At 61.4% G+C, this 18,964-nt stretch carries 17 protein-coding genes; 6 read left to right on the plus strand and 11 right to left on the minus strand.

Annotated elements, in window-relative coordinates; genetic code table 11:
• Positions 1-20: 20 nt before the first annotated feature.
• The 5 genes from A3AY_RS0116490 to A3AY_RS0116510 all read right to left on the minus strand — a co-directional run bounded on the left by A3AY_RS0116490 (position 21) and on the right by A3AY_RS0116510 (position 4,140).
• Positions 21-1,013, minus strand: coding sequence for an ABC transporter substrate-binding protein (locus A3AY_RS0116490; protein ID WP_018326760.1), 993 nt, complete (start codon positions 1,011-1,013; stop codon positions 21-23).
• Between the two features lie 54 nt (positions 1,014-1,067).
• Positions 1,068-1,937, minus strand: coding sequence for an ABC transporter permease (locus A3AY_RS0116495; protein ID WP_018326761.1), 870 nt, complete (start codon positions 1,935-1,937; stop codon positions 1,068-1,070).
• A complete protein-coding gene (locus A3AY_RS0116500; RefSeq protein ID WP_018326762.1) occupies positions 1,934-2,818 on the minus strand; it encodes an ABC transporter permease in 885 nt (294 codons plus the stop codon). Before A3AY_RS0116500 ends, A3AY_RS0116495 begins: the two co-directional genes overlap by 4 nt.
• Before the next feature lie 2 nt (positions 2,819-2,820).
• Positions 2,821-3,156 carry a hypothetical protein gene (locus tag A3AY_RS0116505; RefSeq protein ID WP_026203518.1) on the minus strand — a complete coding sequence of 112 codons (336 nt, stop codon included), beginning with the start codon at positions 3,154-3,156 and terminating at the stop codon, positions 2,821-2,823.
• A 192-nt stretch (positions 3,157-3,348) separates the two neighbouring features.
• Positions 3,349-4,140 carry an ABC transporter ATP-binding protein gene (locus tag A3AY_RS0116510; protein ID WP_018326764.1) on the minus strand — a complete coding sequence of 264 codons (792 nt, stop codon included), beginning with the start codon at positions 4,138-4,140 and terminating at the stop codon, positions 3,349-3,351.
• A 134-nt stretch (positions 4,141-4,274) separates the two neighbouring features.
• Between A3AY_RS0116510 and A3AY_RS0116515 the strand changes: the two genes are divergently transcribed.
• A complete protein-coding gene (locus A3AY_RS0116515) occupies positions 4,275-4,688 on the plus strand; it encodes a cupin domain-containing protein (RefSeq protein WP_018326765.1) in 414 nt (137 codons plus the stop codon).
• A 252-nt stretch (positions 4,689-4,940) separates the two neighbouring features.
• Here A3AY_RS0116515 and hydA read toward each other — a convergent pair whose 3' ends face one another.
• From hydA to A3AY_RS0116530, 3 genes are read right to left on the minus strand one after another with little or no spacing between them, the layout of a single operon-like run.
• The gene (gene hydA / locus A3AY_RS0116520) at positions 4,941-6,395 is read right to left on the minus strand and encodes a dihydropyrimidinase (protein ID WP_018326766.1); all 1,455 of its coding nucleotides are present in this window, start codon (positions 6,393-6,395) and stop codon (positions 4,941-4,943) included.
• 13 nt (positions 6,396-6,408) lie between these two features.
• Entirely contained in the window at positions 6,409-7,089 is a 681-nt protein-coding gene (locus A3AY_RS37900) for an endonuclease domain-containing protein (RefSeq protein ID WP_338053437.1), read from the minus strand.
• Positions 7,055-8,308 (minus strand): Zn-dependent hydrolase, encoded by a 1,254-nt coding sequence (locus A3AY_RS0116530; protein WP_018326768.1) that lies wholly within the window; start codon positions 8,306-8,308, stop codon positions 7,055-7,057. The genes A3AY_RS37900 and A3AY_RS0116530 overlap by 35 nt, the downstream gene beginning before the upstream one ends.
• Before the next feature lie 292 nt (positions 8,309-8,600).
• On the opposite strand from A3AY_RS0116530, the gene A3AY_RS0116535 reads away from it, so the two are divergent.
• Positions 8,601-9,251: a TetR family transcriptional regulator C-terminal domain-containing protein gene (locus A3AY_RS0116535; protein ID WP_018326769.1), complete on the plus strand. Its 651-nt coding sequence runs from the start codon at positions 8,601-8,603 to the stop codon at positions 9,249-9,251.
• 230 nt (positions 9,252-9,481) lie between these two features.
• Here A3AY_RS0116535 and A3AY_RS0116540 read toward each other — a convergent pair whose 3' ends face one another.
• The 3 genes from A3AY_RS0116540 to A3AY_RS0116550 all read right to left on the minus strand — a co-directional run bounded on the left by A3AY_RS0116540 (position 9,482) and on the right by A3AY_RS0116550 (position 14,420).
• Positions 9,482-11,152, minus strand: a complete 1,671-nt coding sequence (locus tag A3AY_RS0116540) for an adenylate/guanylate cyclase domain-containing protein (protein ID WP_018326770.1) — start codon at positions 11,150-11,152, stop codon at positions 9,482-9,484.
• A gap of 577 nt (positions 11,153-11,729) precedes the next feature.
• On the minus strand, positions 11,730-13,043 hold the full coding sequence (gene preA, locus A3AY_RS0116545; protein ID WP_018326771.1) for an NAD-dependent dihydropyrimidine dehydrogenase subunit PreA: 1,314 nt from the start codon (positions 13,041-13,043) through the stop codon (positions 11,730-11,732).
• Positions 13,044-13,058: 15 nt separating this feature from the next.
• Positions 13,059-14,420, minus strand: a complete 1,362-nt coding sequence (locus A3AY_RS0116550) for an NAD(P)-dependent oxidoreductase (protein ID WP_026203520.1) — start codon at positions 14,418-14,420, stop codon at positions 13,059-13,061.
• 204 nt (positions 14,421-14,624) lie between these two features.
• Here A3AY_RS0116550 and A3AY_RS0116555 point away from each other — a divergent pair, with 204 nt between their 5' ends.
• The 4 genes from A3AY_RS0116555 (at position 14,625) to A3AY_RS0116570 (ending at position 18,945) form a co-directional block, all read left to right on the plus strand.
• Positions 14,625-15,578 (plus strand): sugar-binding transcriptional regulator, encoded by a 954-nt coding sequence (locus A3AY_RS0116555; RefSeq protein ID WP_018326773.1) that lies wholly within the window; start codon positions 14,625-14,627, stop codon positions 15,576-15,578.
• Between the two features lie 152 nt (positions 15,579-15,730).
• Positions 15,731-17,041: an ABC transporter substrate-binding protein gene (locus tag A3AY_RS0116560; protein ID WP_018326774.1), complete on the plus strand. Its 1,311-nt coding sequence runs from the start codon at positions 15,731-15,733 to the stop codon at positions 17,039-17,041.
• A 192-nt stretch (positions 17,042-17,233) separates the two neighbouring features.
• Positions 17,234-18,106, plus strand: a complete 873-nt coding sequence (locus A3AY_RS0116565; protein WP_018326775.1) for a carbohydrate ABC transporter permease — start codon at positions 17,234-17,236, stop codon at positions 18,104-18,106.
• Between the two features lie 14 nt (positions 18,107-18,120).
• A complete protein-coding gene (locus A3AY_RS0116570; protein WP_018326776.1) occupies positions 18,121-18,945 on the plus strand; it encodes a carbohydrate ABC transporter permease in 825 nt (274 codons plus the stop codon).
• Positions 18,946-18,964: the final 19 nt, after the last annotated feature.

Genomic DNA, 18,964 nt, shown 5'->3' on the forward strand with positions numbered 1-18,964 from the left:
TACGAAGTACGGCAAATGGCCTACTTCAAGGCGGCGTCGGTGATCTCATGCGTAAAGGCGCCTTCCGGTTCCTTGGTGATGACCGGATCGGAACCGCCCTTCATCAGCGAAGCGACGGTGCGCTTGTAATCGGCCTCGTCGAGCGCGCCGTTCGAGCCGGCTGTCAGCTTGGCGATCTCGCCCATCATGCGCTTCTGGTGTTCTTCCGTCTGGGCACCGGTCGCATCGTTCTCCAGCACGATGCCGGCCGCTTCATCCGGATTGGCCTCGGCATATTTCCAGCCCTTCATCGAGGCACGGACGAACTTGACCATCTTCTCCTTGAAGGCCGGGTCCTTGAGCTTGTCTTCCAGCACGTAAAGGCCGTCTTCCAGCGTCGCGACGCCCTGGTCCTCATACTTGAAGGTCACCAGGTCCTCGGGCTTGATGCCGGCGTCGATGACCTGCCAGTACTCGTTATAGGTCATGGTGGAGATACAGGCAGCCTGCTTCTGGATCAGCGGATCGACGTTGAAGCCCTGCTTCAGGACCGTGACGCCATCCGGGCCGCCATCGGTCTTCAGACCAAGCTGGCTCATCCAGGAGAGGAACGGATATTCGTTGCCGAAGAACCAGACGCCGAGCGTCTTGCCCTTGAAATCGGCCGGCGTGGCGACGCCGGATTCCTTCAGGCAGGTCAGCATCATGCCGGAAGACTTGAACGGCTGGGCGATGTTGACCAGCGGTACACCCTTTTCGCGGGTCGCAAGCGCCGACGGCATCCAGTCGACGACGACATCTGCGCCGCCGCCGGCGATGACCTGCGGAGGTGCGATGTCCGGGCCGCCCGGCTTGATCTCGACGTCGAGGCCTTCCTCTTCATAGAACCCCTTGTCCTTGGCAACGTAGTAGCCGGCGAACTGGGCTTGCGTCACCCATTTCAGCTGAAGCACTACTTTGTCGGCGGCAGCAGCCTGAAAGGCCGACAGCGAAAAGGCGCTGGCCAGCAGCAGGGATGCGAGTCTTGTCTTCATATCAGTTCCCTCATTTTTGTTGTGCCTGTCCAACCACGGACAGGCGGTTTTTTTCTACGCCTGCCCACCGCGGACAGACGGGTGCCAGAACGTGACGGCGCGCTCGACGAGCGCAACCAACCCGTAAAACGCGGAGCCAGCCACCGCCGCGACGGCGATCTCGGCCCAAACCATGTCGACATTCATGCGCCCCACTTCCGTGGAAATTCGGAACCCCATGCCGACGATCGGCGTGCCGAAGAATTCGGCAACGATGGCGCCGATCAGCGCCAGCGTGGAATTGATCTTGAGCGCATTGAAGATGAAAGGCCATGCTGCCGGCAGCCGGAGCTTGAGCAGGGTCTGGAACCAGCTTGCGGCATACGTGCGCATCAGGTCCCGTTCCATTGAACTCGTCGCGGCCAGTCCCGAAACCGTGTTCACCAGCATGGGGAAGAAGGTCATGATGACGACCACCGCGACCTTCGACTGCCAGTCGAAACCGAACCACATCACCATGATCGGTGCCACGCCGATGACGGGCAGCGCCGAGACGAAATTGCCGAGCGGCAGCAGGCCCTTTTGCAGGAAGGGGGAGCGGTCGATGGCGATGGCGACGAGGAAACCGAGGCCGCAGCCGAGCGCGTAGCCGGTGATCACGGCCTTGAGGAAGGTCTGCTGGAAATCGGCCCAGAGCGTCGGCAGCGAGTTGATCAGCCGCGTCCAGATCATCGATGGCGGTGGCAGGAGAACGGAGGGTACGTTCAGCCCGCGCACGAGGCCCTCCCAGAGCACGAGAATGGTGATGCCGAAAAGAAGCGGCACGGCGAGCCTTGCGGCACGAGCCGCCGTCCGGTTTTTAAACTTACGGCGGACGAGCCATTCGTTGATGGCCCACGCAATCAGCCAGAAGGCGATGGCACCGACGATCAGAGCGGAATTCATGGCTTGACCCCCATGCGCCTGAGGACTGCCGTGTGGGCAAAGCCGACGATGATCACAAGGGTTGCGGCCAGAGCGGCTGCCATGAACAGCGCCGACCAGATCTGCACGGTCTGGCCGTAGTAGGAGCCGGCAAGCAGGCGGGCACCGAGGCCGGAGACGGCACCGGTCGGCAGTTCGCCGACGATGGCGCCAACCAGCGCAATGGCGATCGCGACCTTCAGCGAGGTGAAGAGATACGGCATGGAAGCCGGCCAGCGCAGCTTCCAGAAGGTCTGGGACGGGCTGGCATAGTAGGTATGCATTAGGTCGAGCTGGATCTGCTCGGGGCTGCGCAGTCCCTTCACCATGCCGACGACGATCGGGAAGAAGCTGAGGTAGGTGGAAATCAGCGCCTTCGGCAAAAGGCCGGCGATGCCGACCGCATTCAGCACGACGATGATCATCGGCGCGATGGCAAGGATGGGAATGGTCTGGCTGGCAATCACCCACGGCATCAGCGAGCGGTCCATCGCCCGGTTGTGGACGATGCCGACGGCAAGCAGAATGCCGAGCAGGGTACCGATGCCGAAGCCCAGCAGTGTCGCCGACAGCGTGATCCAGGCGTGATAGACGAGGCTGCGCTTCGACGTGATCGGCTTGTTGACGGTCGTGTCCCAGATCTCGGCGACCACCTGATGCGGGGCGGGGAGAACGGGGCGTTGCTGAAACATCGTCTTCGGCACGATTTCCGAGAAGCTGATCGGCGTTCCGGCACGCGCGGCGGTATCGCGCTCGAACGGCGCATTGAGGAAGATGACGGCGATATACCATATGACCAGGAGGGCAAGCAGGATGGTACCCACCGGCATGATCCTGTCGCGCAAAAAGCTCGGCTTCTCCATGTTCAAGCCTTCCCGCTCGACGGCAGCAGCATCAGCGCCATGGAAACCACGCCGAGGGCGACGCCTGCCATCTGCGAGAGCGTCAGCCGCTCGCCGAACATGGCAAAGGCGATGAGATTCACCAGAAGAAGCTGGGCAATCGCGGATGCCGAAATAGCAAGCCCCAGCCCACCCTCGCGCATCAGCCGCACCATCATCAGATTGCCGACGCAGTAGAGGCCAAGCGAGAAGATGAGGACGAGGATGTTGTTGCTGGCGACATAGTAGCGCGAGGCGGTTGCGGCACTGAGGAATATGGCCATGGAGGCGGCGAGCCAGAGGATGAAGGATGGGTTCATGGCAAGCACCTCGTCGTGCCGTGGCACCCCCCTCTGTCACTTCGTGACATCTCCCCCTCAAGGGGGGAGATCAGCCGCAGGCGTTGTGCTCGGCTTACCAGAGAGGCTGCGAGCGAAAGGAACAATCTCCCCCCTTGAGGGGGAGATGTCACGAAGTAACAGAGGGGGGTATTTTTAGGCACTGAGAGAAGCCTATTCATCATAGCTATGCCCCGCTCTCAGGCCCTCGCGCACCCGGCTGGCGATCTCCAGGAACTCCGGTGTCTCGCGGATATCGAGCGGCCGCTCCTTGGGAAGGGTGGATTCGATGACGTCGGTGACGCGGCCGGGGCGGGGGCTCATGACGACGATCTTGGTGGACAGATAGACGGCCTCGGGAATGGAGTGCGTGACGAAACAGATGGTCTTGTTGGTGCGGTCCCAGAGCTTCAGCAATTGCTCGTTCAGATGATCGCGGACGATCTCGTCCAGCGCGCCAAAAGGTTCGTCCATCAACAAGAGGTCGGCATCAAAAGCGAGCGCACGCGCGATCGAGGCGCGCTGCTGCATGCCGCCGGAAAGCTGCCAGGGGAATTTCTTGCTGAAGCCGGTCAGGTTGACGAGATCCAGCGTGCGCTCGATGCGGGCCTTCTGGTCGGCGGCGCTGTAGCCCATGATTTCGAGCGGCAGGGCGATGTTTTTCTCGATGGTACGCCAGGGATAGAGGGCGGCTGCCTGGAAGACGTAGCCGTAGGAGCGGTTCTTGCGGGCGTCTTCCGGTGTCGTGCCGTTGACGGTGATCGTGCCGGACGTCGGCTTTTCCAGATCGGCGATGACGCGCAGGAAGGTCGTCTTGCCGCAACCGGAAGGGCCGATGAAGGAGACGAAATCGCCCTTGTTGACGTCGAGATCGACGCCGGTCAGCGCGTTGACGGGGCCGTCATTGGTCTCGAAGGTGAGGCCGAGACTGCGGGCCGAGACGACGGATGCGGGTGTGATTGTCATTGGATCCGGTGCGCTCCGTCCTGAATGCCATTGCCTGGAGTGTCGTCATTCGGCTGTCTGCCTTCGATAGTCGTACTTCATATTTTTCGAATGAGGTATGCTGCGCGCGACGTTGCTGCGCAGGAGATGTGGATATGTTGCAATCATCAAGACCGACCTGCCGGATCATCCGCCCCGGCCAGACCTATGACGGCAAGCAGGGGCTCAGCTATTTCGAAGGCATTTCGGCCGAAGCGGTCGGTTCGACCGGCATCTGCATGCATCTCCTGACGATCCCGCCGGGCGGCCGCGCCAGGGCCCATCTGCACGAAAGCCACGAAACGGCGATCTACGTGCTGTCGGGTGAGGCGCACACCTGGTACGGCGACCGGCTGGAGCATCACGCTATCGTGCGGGCGGGCGAGATGTTCTACATCCCGGCGGGCGTACCGCATCTGCCGGCCAATCTGTCGGACCAGCCCTGTTCGGCGGTGATCGCGCGGACAGATCCGAAGGAGCAGGAGAGCGTGGTCCTGTTGCCGGAACTGGATGGGTTGGTTCCCGAGTGAGGCACTAAAGTCAATGGGGCCGCCGGGATGCCCCCCTCTGTCACTTCGTGACATCTCCCCCTCAAGGGGGGAGATTGGCCGGGTGTGTCGGATCGACCTCATGCGGATTATGTGCAGGGATGAAGGGCTTGCCGCTAGCGCTTTGCCCGATCGTTGGGGGATGCCGCACCCTCCCGATCTCCCCCCTTGAGGGGGAGATGTCGCGAAGCGACAGAGTGGGGTGTTAAGCGGCTGATACGACATGCGGATTCGTCACACGCCGCTTGCCGGAATGCCGGTGCGCTGGACCTTGCGCGGTGCGGTGATTTCCTTCCAGGTCGAAAGCGCCTTGCTGACCGCGGCAAAGGGTTCGCGGCTGATGAACTTGCCCTGGCCTTCACGGGTCTTGATCGTCGATTCCTCGATCGCCACCACGCCGCCGGTCAGGGTAAAGCGCGGCAGGCCGGTCACCTGCTTGCCCTCGAAGACGTTGTAGTCGATTGCCGACTGCTGGGTGGCCGCCGAGATCGTCTTCGAGCGCTTCGGGTCCCAGACGACGATGTCGGCATCGGCCCCGACCAGGATCGCACCTTTCCTCGGATACATGTTGAGGATCTTGGCGATGTTGGTCGAGGTGACGGCGACGAATTCGTTCATGGTGATGCGGCCGGTGGCGACGCCGTGCGTCCAGAGCATCGGCATGCGGTCCTCGAGCCCGCCGGTGCCGTTGGGGATCTTGGTGAAATCGCCGACGCCGAAACGCTTCTGCGCGGTGGTGAAGGCGCAGTGGTCGGTCGCCACCACCTGCAGGGAGCCTGCGGCAAGGCCGGCCCAGAGTGAGTCCTGATGCTGCTTGTTGCGGAAGGGCGGCGACATGACCCGACGCGCGGCGTGGTCCCAGTCGGGATTGGCATATTCGCTCTCATCCAGCGTCAGATGCTGGATCAGCGGTTCGCCATAGACGCGCATGCCGTTCTGGCGTGCCCGGCGGATCGCCTCGTGCGCCTGTTCGCAGGAGGTGTGGACGACATAGAGCGGGGCACCGGCCATGTCGGCGATGATGATGGCGCGGTTGGTCGCCTCGCCTTCGACGGCGGCGGGGCGGGAATAGGCATGCGCCTCGGGGCCGTTGTTGCCTTCGGCGAGCAGCTTTGCCTGCATCTGGGCGACGATGTCGCCGTTTTCGGCATGCACCAGCGGCAGGGCGCCGAGCTCGGCACAGCGCTGGAAGGAGTGGAACATCTCGTCATCATCCACCATCAAGGCCCCCTTGTAGGCCATGAAGTGCTTGAAGGTATTGATGCCCTTGTCCTGAACAATGGTCTGCATCTCATTGAAGACCTGCTCGCTCCACCAGGTGATCGCCATGTGGAAGGAGAAATCGCAATTGGCCCGCGAGGTCTTGTTGTCCCACATGGTCAACGCTTCGAGCAGCGACTGGCCGGGCGAGGGCAGCGCGAAATCGACGACCATGGTCGTACCGCCGGAGAGGGCCGCGCGCGTGCCGCTTTCAAAATCATCGGAGGAATAGGTGCCCATGAAGGGCATTTCGAGATGGGTGTGCGGATCGATGCCGCCCGGCATGACATAACAGCCGGTCGCGTCCAACGTTTCGTCGCCCGAGAGGTTCGGACCGATCTCGACGATCTTGCCGCCATCGACTTTGACGTCGGCCTTGTAGGTGAGGTCGGCGGTGACGATCGTTCCACCCTTGATGACTGTGCTCATTGTTTTTGTTCCCTCATTCCGTGTTCTTGTTGGTTTTGCCGATCAGTGGGGGCGAAAACCGGATGAAGTCGCATTGGGACGTTATCTCACCGTTCAACACAGCGAGGATAGTGTCGAGAACAGCGCGGCGTTCCTGCAGCACTTCGTGATTCCAGAACCGCAAAACGGAATAGCCTTGATTGTTGAGCCAGCGCGTTCGCGTCAAATCGGATTGCGACGCCGCATGTTGGCTACCATCGAGCTCGATGATCAGCATCTTCTCGCGACAGAGGAAATCGACAATGTACGGACCGAGCGGCATCCGACGGGTGAATTTATGGCCGTTCAGGAGCCGGTTTCGAAGGTGGCCCCACAGGCGATATTCGGCTTCCTGCTCATTTTGACGAAGATCGCGCGCTTGCTTCGTTTTACCCGGTCGACGTTTGACGGGGCTTGTCCTCTGGCTTGTGGCTTCGCCCCCCTCATCCTGCCCTTCGGGCCACCTTCTCCCCGCTGGGGAGAAGAGGGAACTCGTGGTTTCCGTCTTCTGCAATGCAGCCTCTTCCCTCGAATCCGCTGATGTTGAATTCGGGATGGCGGCAAACTCCCACTTCTCCCCAGCGGGGAGAAGGTGGCCCGAAGGGCCGGATGAGGGGGGTGATACGGCGAGACGCATCGGTCTATTCCACAATCTCCGCCGTCTCCACCACCGCATGGAACAACACGTCGCATCCGGCAGACGCCCATTCCTTCGAAATGTCCTCCGCCTCGTTGTGGCTCAAGCCCCCGACGCAGGGGCACATGACCATGGTGGCGGGCGCGACCTTGGCCGCCCAGCAGGCGTCGTGGCCGGCGCCGGAGATGAGGTCCATGTGGCTGTAGCCGAGCTTTTCGGCGGCGGTGCGCACGGCGGTGACGAGGGTCGGATCGAAGGTGACCGGCGCGAAATGGCCGATCGCCTCGATCGAACAGCCGACACCGAGAGGCTCGGTGATGCCGGGCGCTTCGGCCTCGATCCTGGCGCGCATGCGGTCGAGCTTGGCCTTGTCCGGCGAGCGGATATCGACAGTGAAGACGACCTTGCCGGGCAGCACGTTGCGGGAATTGGGCGAGAAGAACACCTGGCCGACGCCGCCGACGGCGCCCGGCTGGTTTTCCATTGCGACAGTCTGAACCATTTCCATGATGCGTGCCATCGCGAGGCCGGCATTCACACGCATGTTCATCGGCGTCGAGCCGGTGTGGGCTTCCCGGCCCGTGAGGGTGAATTCCAGCCACCAGAGGCCCTGACAGTGGGTGACGACGCCAATGGTCTTTTCCTCCGCCTCGAGGATCGGGCCCTGCTCGATGTGATATTCGAAATAGGCGTGCATCTTGCGGGCGCCGACCTCTTCGTCGCCCAGCCAGCCGATGCGCTTCAGCTCGTCGCCGAAGGTCTTGCCGTCGGGGTCCTTGCGGTCATAGGCGTAGTCGAGGGTATGGATGCCGGCGAAGACGCCGGAGGCGAGCATGGCGGGGGCAAAACGCGCGCCTTCTTCGTTGGTCCAGTTGGTAACGACGATCGGGTGCTTCGTCTTGATGCCGAGGTCGTTCATGGTGCGCACGACTTCGAGCGCGCCGAGCACGCCGAGCACACCGTCATACTTGCCGCCGGTCGGCTGCGTGTCGAGATGCGAGCCGACATAGACGGGTAGAGCATCGGGATCGGTGCCGGGGCGGGTGGCAAACATCGTGCCCATCTTGTCGACGCCGATGGTAAGCCCCGCGTCCTCGCACCAGGTCTTGAAGAGCTTGCGGCCTTCGCCGTCTTCATCCGTCAGCGTCTGGCGGTTGTTGCCGCCGGCAATGCCGGGGCCGATCTTCGCCATGTCCATTAACGTCGCCCACAGACGGTCCGCATTGACGCGCATGTTCTCGCCCGGTGCTGCTACCATGGCCGCTCTCCTCATCGTTTTGCGGGCGGCACGCGGTGGCGCGCATCCCCTTGTTCCCGTCGGTCGAATCGGGGCCATCTGGTTTTTTCGATTGCCCTGCGATCAGCCGTTGCGTTTGAATTTGAACTGACTGATAATTTGACCGGTTGGTAAAACATTACAACTTCCGTTGCCGCACTCAAGACGAAAAACGGAAAAAACGGAAGTGTCGCCCGAATTTTTAGATCAAGCGGTTTTCGGGCGTTTTCAAAGCCGTGCGCAGGCGGCGATTGGTGAGAAGACAGGGGGGAACATGGTACTTCCGAGGGCAGCCCGAACACAAAGGCGAACCCGCATCCAGGAGGAGAAGGAAGAACAGATCCTGGAGGCGGCGCTGGACGTGTTCGCCACCCACGGCTTTCGCGGCAGCACCATCGATCAGATCGCCGACGTGGCGGGCATGTCGAAGCCGAACCTGCTCTATTATTTCCGCACCAAGGAAGCGATGCACCGGGCGCTGATCGACCGGGTTCTCGACAGCTGGCTCGATCCGCTGCGTGAGTTCGACGCCGAGGGAAATCCGGTTACCGAGATTTGCAGCTATATCCGCCGCAAGTTGGAAATGGCTCGCGATTTCCCGCGTGAGAGCCGGCTGTTTGCCAACGAGATCCTGCAGGGTGCGCCGCATATCGAGGACGAACTGAAGGGGCCGTTGAAGGCGCTGGTGGACGAGAAGGCAGAGGTGATCAGGGCCTGGGCGAAGGCCGGCAAGATTGCCAAATGCGATCCCTACCACCTGATCTTCGCCATCTGGTCGACAACGCAGCATTATGCCGATTTCGACGTGCAGGTGCGCGACGTGCTTGGCGAGGAGCGGTCGGGCGAGGGACGATTTGAAGACGCAGCGCGGTTTCTTGAGCAATTGTTCGTCAAGGGCTTGGAAATCAAGAACGGGGGCGACTAACTGCCATCGGCGCTCACGCCGCAACCGGTAAAGCGCCGCGCGTCTATCCAGACGTCACGTACACGAAGCGACGAAATTCCCGGCTGGCCGCTCACCCTGGCCCTCTCCCGCAGGCGGGGAGAGGGGACTACAGAGGTTGCTGCTTGTCCCTTCTCCCCGTCCACGACGGGGAGAAGGTGCCCGACAGGGCGGATGAGGGGCGATGTGCCATTGAATGCTTTCCTCCCCCGTCAGGCCGGGGTCCCTTTCGGATGGTTCGCGGAAGCCATCATGATTCCGATCTCCGCCGCGTTCTGGATGATGAGTGTTTCGAGCGTGCCCGCACGGCCACGAATGGAGATGTTGTAGCTTTCCCGGTCGCCGACCGAAAGCCCGGCGTAGCGCACGACGTCGGCTGAAACGGCCAGTTGCGCGTCATATTCCTTGGCAAACCCTTCGAGCCGGCTCGCCGCGTTGATGGTGTCGCCGACGGCCGTCAGCGACGAGGCCTTGCCATAGCCGATCTGGCCGATGATTGCCGGACCGGCATGCATGCCCATCGCAATGCGCAGCGGCGTATCGAGCTCGCTCATGAAATTGCGGTTGAGCACTTCGACGCCATTGGCGATGCGCACCGTTGCGGCCAGTGCCTGAGCGCAGGCTTCCTCGATGGTGTTGCTCAGTCCGAAGATCGCCAGGGCGCCGTCGCCGATAAACTTGTCGATCACACCGCCCGATCCTTCGACAGCCTCGCCGATGGTTTCGAAATAGCGGTTCAACAGGAAGACGGTATCGAACGGCAATTGCTTCTGGGCAAGCAGGGTGAAGTCGCGCAGGTCGCAGAAGAGGACCGCGATGCGGCGCTCGCGACCGGCTGCCTGCTGCTCGCTCGGCTGGGCCTTCAGGCCGATATTGTCGGCTCCGAGAACGGGCGCGATCGACAGGTTGTGGTTCGGCCGCAGTTGGCAGGCCAGGCGGACATCGTCGGGCGCACGGATACGCATAAGCGTCGCCTTCTCGGCCTCGTTTGGCGGAGGCAGCCGATGCACACCCTCCGTCACCCGAACGCGACAGGTCGAGCAGCGGCCGCGGCCGCCGCAGATCGAGATATGCGGAATGCCTGCGGCGCGGATCGCCTCGAGCACGCTGAAGCCTTTCGGAACCGAGATGGCGCGGTCGGGATAGGTGATCTTGACCTTTCCCCGCACCGGGATTGCACGCAGGATCAGCGTTGCGCCAATCATTGCCAACAGGCCGGCTACGATGGAAAGCCGGATTTGTGCGAGGATTTCGGGCCGCGCATGGTTCGACATGAACCATGCTTCGGACGGCATCCCGACCTCCAGGGACCGTGCAGCAACGGCGAAACCGAGCAGGGCCAGCAGCGGGACGAGGACTGCGAAGGAATAGAAAAACAGGAAATAACGCGGATACCAGTTGCGGCCGCGCATCCAGAACCAGGCGCCGAGGCAGCCGTGCGCCCAGGCGAGAATGAGAGCAAGGGATTGCCGTGTTGCGCCGAAAGTGCTCGACCAAAGGACCGGCAGCACATCGTAGTAGCCGTCACCGGAGCCTGTCAGCATCCATTCGATGCGGGTGCTGACTACGTGGCCAACGATGAGGAAGGGAAAGGAAAGCCCGAAGATGATCTTCAGCGCTTCCCGAACCGGCATGCGCAGCGTTTGCCGGCGATACAGGCTTTCAAGCGCCAACAGAAAATGCAGCAGCAACGAGCCATAGAGCAGGATCGTGCCCGGCCAGCTTCGCCAGAACAGGTTGAAGACAACGCGCATTCTTTCCATCGCCTCGACCGAGACAAGGCCAAGCGCGTGATTGGAAAAATGGGTCAGCAGGAACAGTCCCAGGCAGGCGCCCGAAAGCAGGTGCAGCCTTTTGCGCGTTCGAGAAGAGGCAATTTTCAATCAGATATCCGAAGTTGGCGGCCGCGTAGTGTCGTGTTTCTTATTGACGAGTTCGCGATCAGGGGCAACGCACGTTTTATGGACGCTTCGTCGCAATTTCGTGTCCAATCCCTTATCGCCGAGCGTGTTTCACAAGGTTTCGCGGCGAAGTCCAACGCGGACCACAGGCGCCAGGAATAGGCCGGCGCCTGTGGTCATCCTTCAGGTTCGCTCTCTAAAAGTAATGATCCCGCTCGATGCCATCATAGGCGCCTGAGACGAGGCAGCAGTTCTTGAAACCTCCTCCCTGATCTGCAGGGGCAGGGATCTTTGCGGCCGAGTTTCTCGATCAGTTCGACGTCGCCATGAACGAACTGGTTGCCGGTCTTGACCTTGGTTTCCGAGGGATAGGATTTGCGTCGCTTGGACGTGATCTCAAAAGCTCACATCGTGGAAGGGCTTGCGTGACATGGTCGCCTCCTGTGCTGGGGCGCTGCAGTAAGATGCAGCGGGCGCTCCATAACAGGTTTGCAGCGCCGATCAATGGCAATCGGCCGCCTCGATTTTAAACGAAGCGGCCGATTTGCATTCAAACTCCTTATTCCGCGGCCTGCCGCGCCATCGGGTTGTTCGGGTGGGTCGTCCAGTTGGCGTAGTTCGCATCGACGACCTTGCCGGTGCGCTCATCCAGCGTGCCGGGTTCGAGGCCGACCATGGTGATGCAGTCCTGCACGGGACAGACGTTGACGCAGAGATTGCAGCCGACGCATTCGTCTTCCATCACCTCGAAATGCCTGATGCCGTCGACATACTGGGTGATCGCCTGATGCGAGGTATCCTCGCAGGCGATATGACAACGGCCGCATTTGATGCAGGCATCCTGATCGATGCGAGCCTTGGCGACGTAGTTGAGGTTGAGGTACTGCCAGTCGGAAACATTCGGGACGGCGCGGCCGCAGATGTCGTCGAGACTGCGATGGCCCTTGGCATCCATCCAGCTGGAAAGACCGGTGATCATTTCCTGGACGATCTTGAAGCCGTAGGTCATGGCCGCGGTGCAGACCTGTACGTTGCCGGCGCCGAGAACCAGGAATTCAGCCGCATCCCGCCACGTCGTGATGCCGCCGATGCCGGAGATCGGCAAGCCGTAGGTCTCCGGATCGCGGGCGATCTCGGCCACCATGTTGAGCGCGATCGGCTTCACCGCCGGTCCGCAATAGCCGCCGTGGCTGCCCTTGCCGTCGATCGACGGCTCCGGCGAGAAGGTGTCGAGATTGACGGCGGTGATCGAGTTGATCGTGTTGATCAGCGAGACGGCATCGGTGCCGCCGTTCTTTGCCGCGCGAGCCGGCTTGCGGATGTCGGTGATGTTCGGCGTCAGCTTGGTGATCACCGGCATGCGGGTGTACTGCTTGCACCAGCGCACGACCATTTCGATATATTCCGGCACCTGCCCGACCGCGGAGCCCATGCCGCGCTCGGACATGCCGTGCGGACAGCCGAAGTTGAGCTCGATACCATCGGCGCCCGTTTCCTCGACGAGAGGCAGGATCGCCTTCCAGGCATTTTCCTCGCAAGGCACCATGATCGAGGCGATCAGGGCCCGGTCCGGCCAGTTCATCTTCACCTGCTTCATTTCGCGCAGGTTGGTGTAGAGGTCGCGGTCGGTGATGAGCTCGATGTTGTTCAAGCCGAGCAGGCGGCGGTCGGCCCCCCAGATCGCGCCGTAGCGCGGGCCGTTGACGTTGACGACCGGCGGGCCTTCCTCGCCCAGCGTCTTCCAGACCACGCCGCCCCAGCCCGCCTTGAAGGCGCGCTCGACGTTGTAGGCCTTGTCGGTCGGCGGCGCCGAGGCCAGCCAGAACGGGTTCGGGGACTTGATGCCGACGAAGTTATTGCGCAGATCAGCCATTGTTCATTCTCCCCTTCAAGCGACGGCGACGACCGGCTGCGTCGCAGCGGCGAGAGCCCGGTTGATCGATTCGGCCGCATCGCGACCCATGGCGACGGCGGAAACCGTCAGGTCCTCGCCGCCCAGCACGCAATCGCCGCCGGCCCAGACGCGCTCGAGCGAGGTGCGCCCCTCGGCGTCGACGACGATGCGGCCGGATTGCAGCGCGATGGCGCCGAGACCGTCGGCCTCGAAGGTCTGGCCGATCGCCTTCAGCACGTGATCGGCGGTGATCACGCCGGTTTCGCCGGTGGTGACGAGACGTCCGTCATCGAGCGTCGTGTAGTCCAGCTCGATGCCGGCTACCTTGCCGTCACGGGTGAGAATGCGTTTCGGCTGCAGCCAGTGGCGGATGGTCACGCCCTTGGAGGCGGCGAGATCCTGCTCGAATTCCGAGGCGTTCATGTTTTCCTTGCCGCGGCGATAGCAGATGGTCACTTCCTCGGCGCCGAGCAGCTTTGCCTGAACGGCCGCGTCGATCGCGGTCATGCCGCCGCCAAGCACCACGACCCTGCGGCCGACCGGGATATCCGCCTTGGTTGCCGACTGCCGGAGAGCCGCGATGAAATCGACCGCATCTTCCACGCCCGCGGCCGTTTCGCCTTCGGTACGCAGCGCGTTGACGCCGGCAAGGCCAAGGCCGAGGAACACCGCATCGTGCTTCGAAAGCATGTCGTTCAGCGAAAAGTCGCGACCCAGCATCTGGCGATTGCGGATGTCGATGCCACCGATGGAGAGCACGTAGTCGACTTCCTTCTGGGCAAAGCTGTCGACGGTCTTGTAGGTGGCGATGCCGTATTCGTTGAGACCGCCGGCCTTTTCGCGGGCGTCGTAGATGACGACGTCGTGGCCCTTGACGGCAAGGCGATGAGCGCAGGCAAGGCCCGCCGGGCCGGCGCCGATGACGGCGATGGACTTCCCGGTCGGCTCGGCGCGCTCGTAGAACTGGACGTTGTCGCGCATGGCGATATCGGTCGCATAGCGCTGCAGCCGGCCGATCTCCACCGGCCGGTGCTCGGCCGTATTGCGCACACAGGCCTGCTCGCACAGCGTCTCGGTGGGACAGACGCGGGCGCACATGCCGCCGAGAATGTTCTGGTCGAAGATCGTGTTGGCCGACCCGATCGGGTTTCCAGTCGATATCTGCCGGATGAACAGCGGGATATCGATGGAGGTGGGACAGGCCGTCATGCAGGGCGCGTCGTAGCAGAAATAGCAGCGGTCGGAGGCGACCAGCGCTTCATGCTCATCGAGCGGCGGATGCAGATCGGAAAAATTCCTGTCGTATTCGGCGGGCGTCAGGCGTCCGCTCACTATTCCTGTTTCAGTCGTTCCCATTTTATTGCTCCCAAATGTCATGCCTTAGGATGATGAAACGGTAGCATGCTTTATTTTTTTATCAAACGGTAAAATTTTAAAAATGAAAACGCGGGAATCGCGGCGCCACAGGAGGTTCGTTGCTGTCTTTAGCAAGAGCATCGAGGTCTGTGTTTGACAGGACACCGGAAAAAGTGTCAGCACTTTTTGCAGGAGTACAGGACGATGGCCCGCAAACCGGAAGCAAGCAACAGGCTCGACGATGCCGCGCGCGCGGGTTGGCTTTACTATGTCGCGGGGCGCACCCAGGACGAAATTGCGTCGGCCATGGGGATCTCGCGACAGTCGGCGCAACGGCTGGTTTCGCTTGCCATGGCCGAGCGGCTGATCAAGGTTCGTCTGGACCATCCGATCGCGGCCTGTCTCGAGCTCGGACAGCGGCTTAAGGAAAAATACGATCTGCGGCAGGTGGATATCGTGCCAAGCGATCCCGGCTCGACCTCGACGACCGTCGGCATTGCCGAAGCCGGCGCCGCCGAAATCGAGCGCTGGCTGAAATCGACCGATCCGATCATCCTTGCCATCGGGACGGGAAGGACGCTGAAAGCGGCAATCGATCAATTGCCGGCAATGGAATGTCCGCAGCACCGAATCGTCTCGTTGACCGGGAATATCGGTCCCGACGGTTCGGCTGCCTATTACAACGTCATCTTCAGCATGGCGGATGCCGTCAAGGCGCGGCATTTTCCGATGCCGCTGCCGGTTCTGGTTTCCTCGCCGGAGGAGCGGGCGGTGCTGCACAATCAGGCACTCGTCAAATCGGCATTGCAGCTTGGCGCGGAGGCGAATGTCGCCTTCGTTGGCGTCGGCGAACTGGGCGATCGCGCACCTTTGTGCGAAGACGGTTTTCTCGCCCGTGACGAAATGGTGCGACTGATGGACGAGGGGGCGGCCGGAGAAATCTGCGGTTGGATGTTCGATCGCGACGGCCAGATGATGTCGGGTAGCATCAACAAGCGAGTCGCCAGCGTGCCCTTGCCGTCGCGTGATTCGGCGAGCGTCATCGGCATCGCCAAAGGCCAGCGAAAATATCTGGCGCTGAACGCCGCGCTCAAGGGGCGGGTGATCAACGGTCTCATTACGGATGAGGCAACGGCTGAGTTTTTGCTCACTCAGTGAGCTGATGCCCATAAATAATCAATAAAAAATACAAATGGTTAGTCCTTCGTTTCTGCAGTGCAGCAACGAATGCGATTGACATTTTTTGCAAAGGTGTGAGTAATTGCTCACGAGCAAGGCAAATGCTCATAACTCTTCTGGGAGGAAGATATATGAACTTGAAAACTTTTTTGCTGGGCACGTGCTCGGCAGTCGTCATCGCGGGTTTTGCCCAGGCTGAAACCCTCACCATTGCCACGGTGAACAATGGCGACATGGTCCGGATGCAAGGACTGACGGACGACTTCACCAAGGCAAATCCTGACATTCAGCTCGAGTGGGTCACCCTTGAAGAAAACGTGCTGCGTGAACGCGTCACGACGGATATAGCCACCAAGGGCGGCCAGTATGACGTGCTGACGATCGGCACCTATGAAGTGCCGATCTGGGCCAAGCAGGGTTGGCTCCTGCCGCTCGATAACCTGGGCGCCGACTACGACGTCGACGACCTGCTGCCGGCCATTCGCTCCGGCCTTACCGCTGACGGCAAGCTCTATGCGGCTCCGTTCTACGGCGAAAGCTCGTTCATCATGTACCGCAAGGACCTGATGGAGAAGGCAGGGCTCACCATGCCTGACGCACCGACCTGGGAGTTCATCGGTGAAGCGGCCCGCAAGATGACCGACCGTACGGCCGACATCAGCGGCATCTGCCTTCGCGGCAAGGCCGGCTGGGGCGAGAACATGGCGTTCCTGACCGCGACGTCCAACGCCTTCGGCGCCCGCTGGTTCGACGAGAACTGGAAGCCCCAGTTCGATCAGCCGGAATGGAAGAACACGCTCGACATGTACGTCAAGCTGATGAACGACGCAGGCCCGCAGGGCGCCTCGTCCAACGGCTTCAACGAAAATCTGGCGCTCTTCCAGCAGGGCAAGTGCGGCATGTGGATCGACGCCACGGTGGCTGCATCCTTCGTGACCAACCCGAAGGATTCCACGGTTGCCGACAAGGTCGGTTTCGCTCTTGCTCCAGACACTGGTCTTGGCAAGCGCGGCAACTGGCTGTGGGCATGGTCGCTCGGCATTCCTGCCGGCACGCAGAAGGCGGAAGCGGCCCAGAAGTTCGTGTCCTGGGCAACCAGCAAACACTATCTCGATCTGGTTGCCGAGAAGGAAGGCTGGGCAAATGTTCCTCCTGGCACGCGCTCCTCGCTCTACGCCAATCCCGAGTATCAGAAGGCCGCGCCGTTCGCCAAAATGACACTGGATTCGATCAATGCGGCTGACCCGACCAAACCGACCGTGAAACCGGTTCCCTATGTCGGCGTTCAGTTCGTTGCCATCCCCGAATTCCAGGGGATCGGCACGACGGTCGGCCAGCTCTTCTCGGCGGCTCTCGCCGGCCAGATGAGTGTGGATGATGCCCTCGCACAGGCGCAGCAGGTAACCACCCGCGAAATGACCCGCGGCGGCTACATCAAGTAGGTCCCTCCCAAGGGCGGACGATCCGGGTCTGCTATCCGGGTCGTCAAACTGGAACCTGACGTCAGCCGTGGGCGAATCTCCATCGTAGGAGCGGCTGACGTCAGGGCTTTCCGAGACAAGGACCAAGAAGACCGGTTTGCAGCCCTCCCGGCGGGGCGGGCCTGACCCGGCAGCAGCGGGAGGGTTGTTCCAATGGCGACACAGAATACGCGGGCGCTTGCGCGCCTTATGGTTGCCCCGTCGGTCGGGCTGCTTCTGATCTGGATGATCGTGCCGCTGGCGATGACGCTGTGGTTCTCCTTCCAGAACTACAATCTGCTCAATCCGGCCAATGTCAGCTTCGCCGGCCTGTTCAACTATCAGTATTTCTACACCGACCCCGCCTTTTTCCAGTCGATCTGGAATACGCTGGTCATTGTCGTCGGCGTGCTCCTTATCACCGTCATCGGCGGGATCGCAATCGCGCTTCTGCTCGACCAGCCGATGCTGGGGCAGGGGATCGTGCGCATCATGATCATCTCGCCGTTCTTCGTCATGCCGCCGGTCGCGGCACTGGTCTGGAAGAACATGATCATGCATCCGGGCTACGGCGTGTTTGCCGATATGAGCCGGGCTCTCGGTCTGCAGCCAATCGACTGGTTTGCCCAGTATCCGCTGTTTTCGATCATCATCATCGTTGCCTGGCAGTGGCTGCCGTTCGCGACGCTCATTCTCCTGACCGCACTGCAATCGCTGGACGGCGAGCAGAAGGAGGCGGCCGAGATGGATGGCGCCAATTTCGTCAACCGGTTCATCTATCTGACGCTGCCGCACCTGGCGCGCTCGATCACCGTCGTCATCCTGATCCAGACGATCTTCCTGCTCGGCGTCTACGCGGAGATCCTCGTCACCACCAATGGCGGACCGGGCTACGCATCCACCAACCTGCCGTTCCTGATCTACCGCACCGCACTGCTCGGCTACGACGTCGGCGGCGCCTCGGCAGGCGGCATCATTGCAGTCATCCTCGCCAATATCGTCGCCTTCTTCCTGATGCGCGCCGTTGGCAAGAACCTCGACAGATAAGGGAGGCAAGCACCATGGCCCGCGCCGTCTCGACAAGAAGAACCGCCGCTTTCACCATCGCCGCATGGATCGTCGCGCTGATCATCTTCTTCCCGATCCTCTACACGATCATCACCAGCTTCAAATCGGAAACGGAAGCGATCCAGGGTTTTAGTCTCATTCCGTCGGGCACCGTCGAGAGCTATGTCGAGGTGCAGACCCAGAAGGACTACTTCAAGCCGTTCATGAACTCGGTCATCCTGTCGGTCGGCTCGACCCTGCTTGCCCTGTTGATCTCGGTGCCGGCCGCCTGGTCGATGGCGTTTTCGCCGACCAAGAAGACCAAGGACGTCCTGATGTGGATGCTCTCCACCAAGATGATGCCGGCCGTCGCCGTTCTCGTGCCGATCTACCTGATCTTCCGCGATTTCGGCCTCCTCGACAGCCGTCTTGGCCTCACCTTCATGCTGACCATGATCAACCTGCCGATCGTGATCTGGATGCTCTACACCTACTTCCGCGAAATTCCGGGCGAGATTCTGGAAGCCGCGCGCATGGACGGTGCTTCGCTCTGGGGCGAGATCATCTACGTGCTGACGCCGATGGCGGTCCCGGGCATCGCATCGACAATGTTGCTCAACATCATCCTGGCCTGGAACGAAGCATTCTGGACGATCCGTCTGACCACCACCAACGCAGCGCCGCTCACCGCCTTCATCGCCTCCTTCTCCTCACCGCAGGGGTTGTTCTGGGCGAAGCTGTCGGCAGCATCGACGCTCGCCATCGCCCCGATCCTGATCATGGGCTGGTTCAGTCAGAAGCAACTCGTCCGCGGCCTGACCTTCGGCGCCGTCAAATAACAGAAGAACGACGAAAAGA

Source organism: Rhizobium giardinii bv. giardinii H152 (assembly GCF_000379605.1).
Classification (GTDB): Bacteria; Pseudomonadota; Alphaproteobacteria; order Rhizobiales; family Rhizobiaceae; genus Pararhizobium; species Pararhizobium giardinii.

Coding starts and splice junctions, on each gene's coding strand:
- A3AY_RS0116515 (WP_018326765.1), top strand. CDS start 4,275: ATGTTGCAATCATCAAGACCGACCTGCCGGATCATCCGCCCCGGCCAG.
- A3AY_RS0116510 (WP_018326764.1), bottom strand. CDS start 4,140: ATGACAATCACACCCGCATCCGTCGTCTCGGCCCGCAGTCTCGGCCTC.
- A3AY_RS0116535 (WP_018326769.1), top strand. CDS start 8,601: ATGGTACTTCCGAGGGCAGCCCGAACACAAAGGCGAACCCGCATCCAG.
- A3AY_RS0116500 (WP_018326762.1), bottom strand. CDS start 2,818: ATGGAGAAGCCGAGCTTTTTGCGCGACAGGATCATGCCGGTGGGTACC.
- A3AY_RS37900 (WP_338053437.1), bottom strand. CDS start 7,089: ATGCGGTGGTGGAGACGGCGGAGATTGTGGAATAGACCGATGCGTCTC.
- A3AY_RS0116565 (WP_018326775.1), top strand. CDS start 17,234: ATGGCGACACAGAATACGCGGGCGCTTGCGCGCCTTATGGTTGCCCCG.
- preA (WP_018326771.1), bottom strand. CDS start 13,043: ATGGCTGATCTGCGCAATAACTTCGTCGGCATCAAGTCCCCGAACCCG.
- A3AY_RS0116570 (WP_018326776.1), top strand. CDS start 18,121: ATGGCCCGCGCCGTCTCGACAAGAAGAACCGCCGCTTTCACCATCGCC.
- A3AY_RS0116550 (WP_026203520.1), bottom strand. CDS start 14,420: ATGGGAACGACTGAAACAGGAATAGTGAGCGGACGCCTGACGCCCGCC.
- A3AY_RS0116560 (WP_018326774.1), top strand. CDS start 15,731: ATGAACTTGAAAACTTTTTTGCTGGGCACGTGCTCGGCAGTCGTCATC.
- hydA (WP_018326766.1), bottom strand. CDS start 6,395: ATGAGCACAGTCATCAAGGGTGGAACGATCGTCACCGCCGACCTCACC.
- A3AY_RS0116555 (WP_018326773.1), top strand. CDS start 14,625: ATGGCCCGCAAACCGGAAGCAAGCAACAGGCTCGACGATGCCGCGCGC.
- A3AY_RS0116505 (WP_026203518.1), bottom strand. CDS start 3,156: ATGAACCCATCCTTCATCCTCTGGCTCGCCGCCTCCATGGCCATATTC.
- A3AY_RS0116495 (WP_018326761.1), bottom strand. CDS start 1,937: ATGAATTCCGCTCTGATCGTCGGTGCCATCGCCTTCTGGCTGATTGCG.
- A3AY_RS0116490 (WP_018326760.1), bottom strand. CDS start 1,013: ATGAAGACAAGACTCGCATCCCTGCTGCTGGCCAGCGCCTTTTCGCTG.
- A3AY_RS0116530 (WP_018326768.1), bottom strand. CDS start 8,308: ATGGTAGCAGCACCGGGCGAGAACATGCGCGTCAATGCGGACCGTCTG.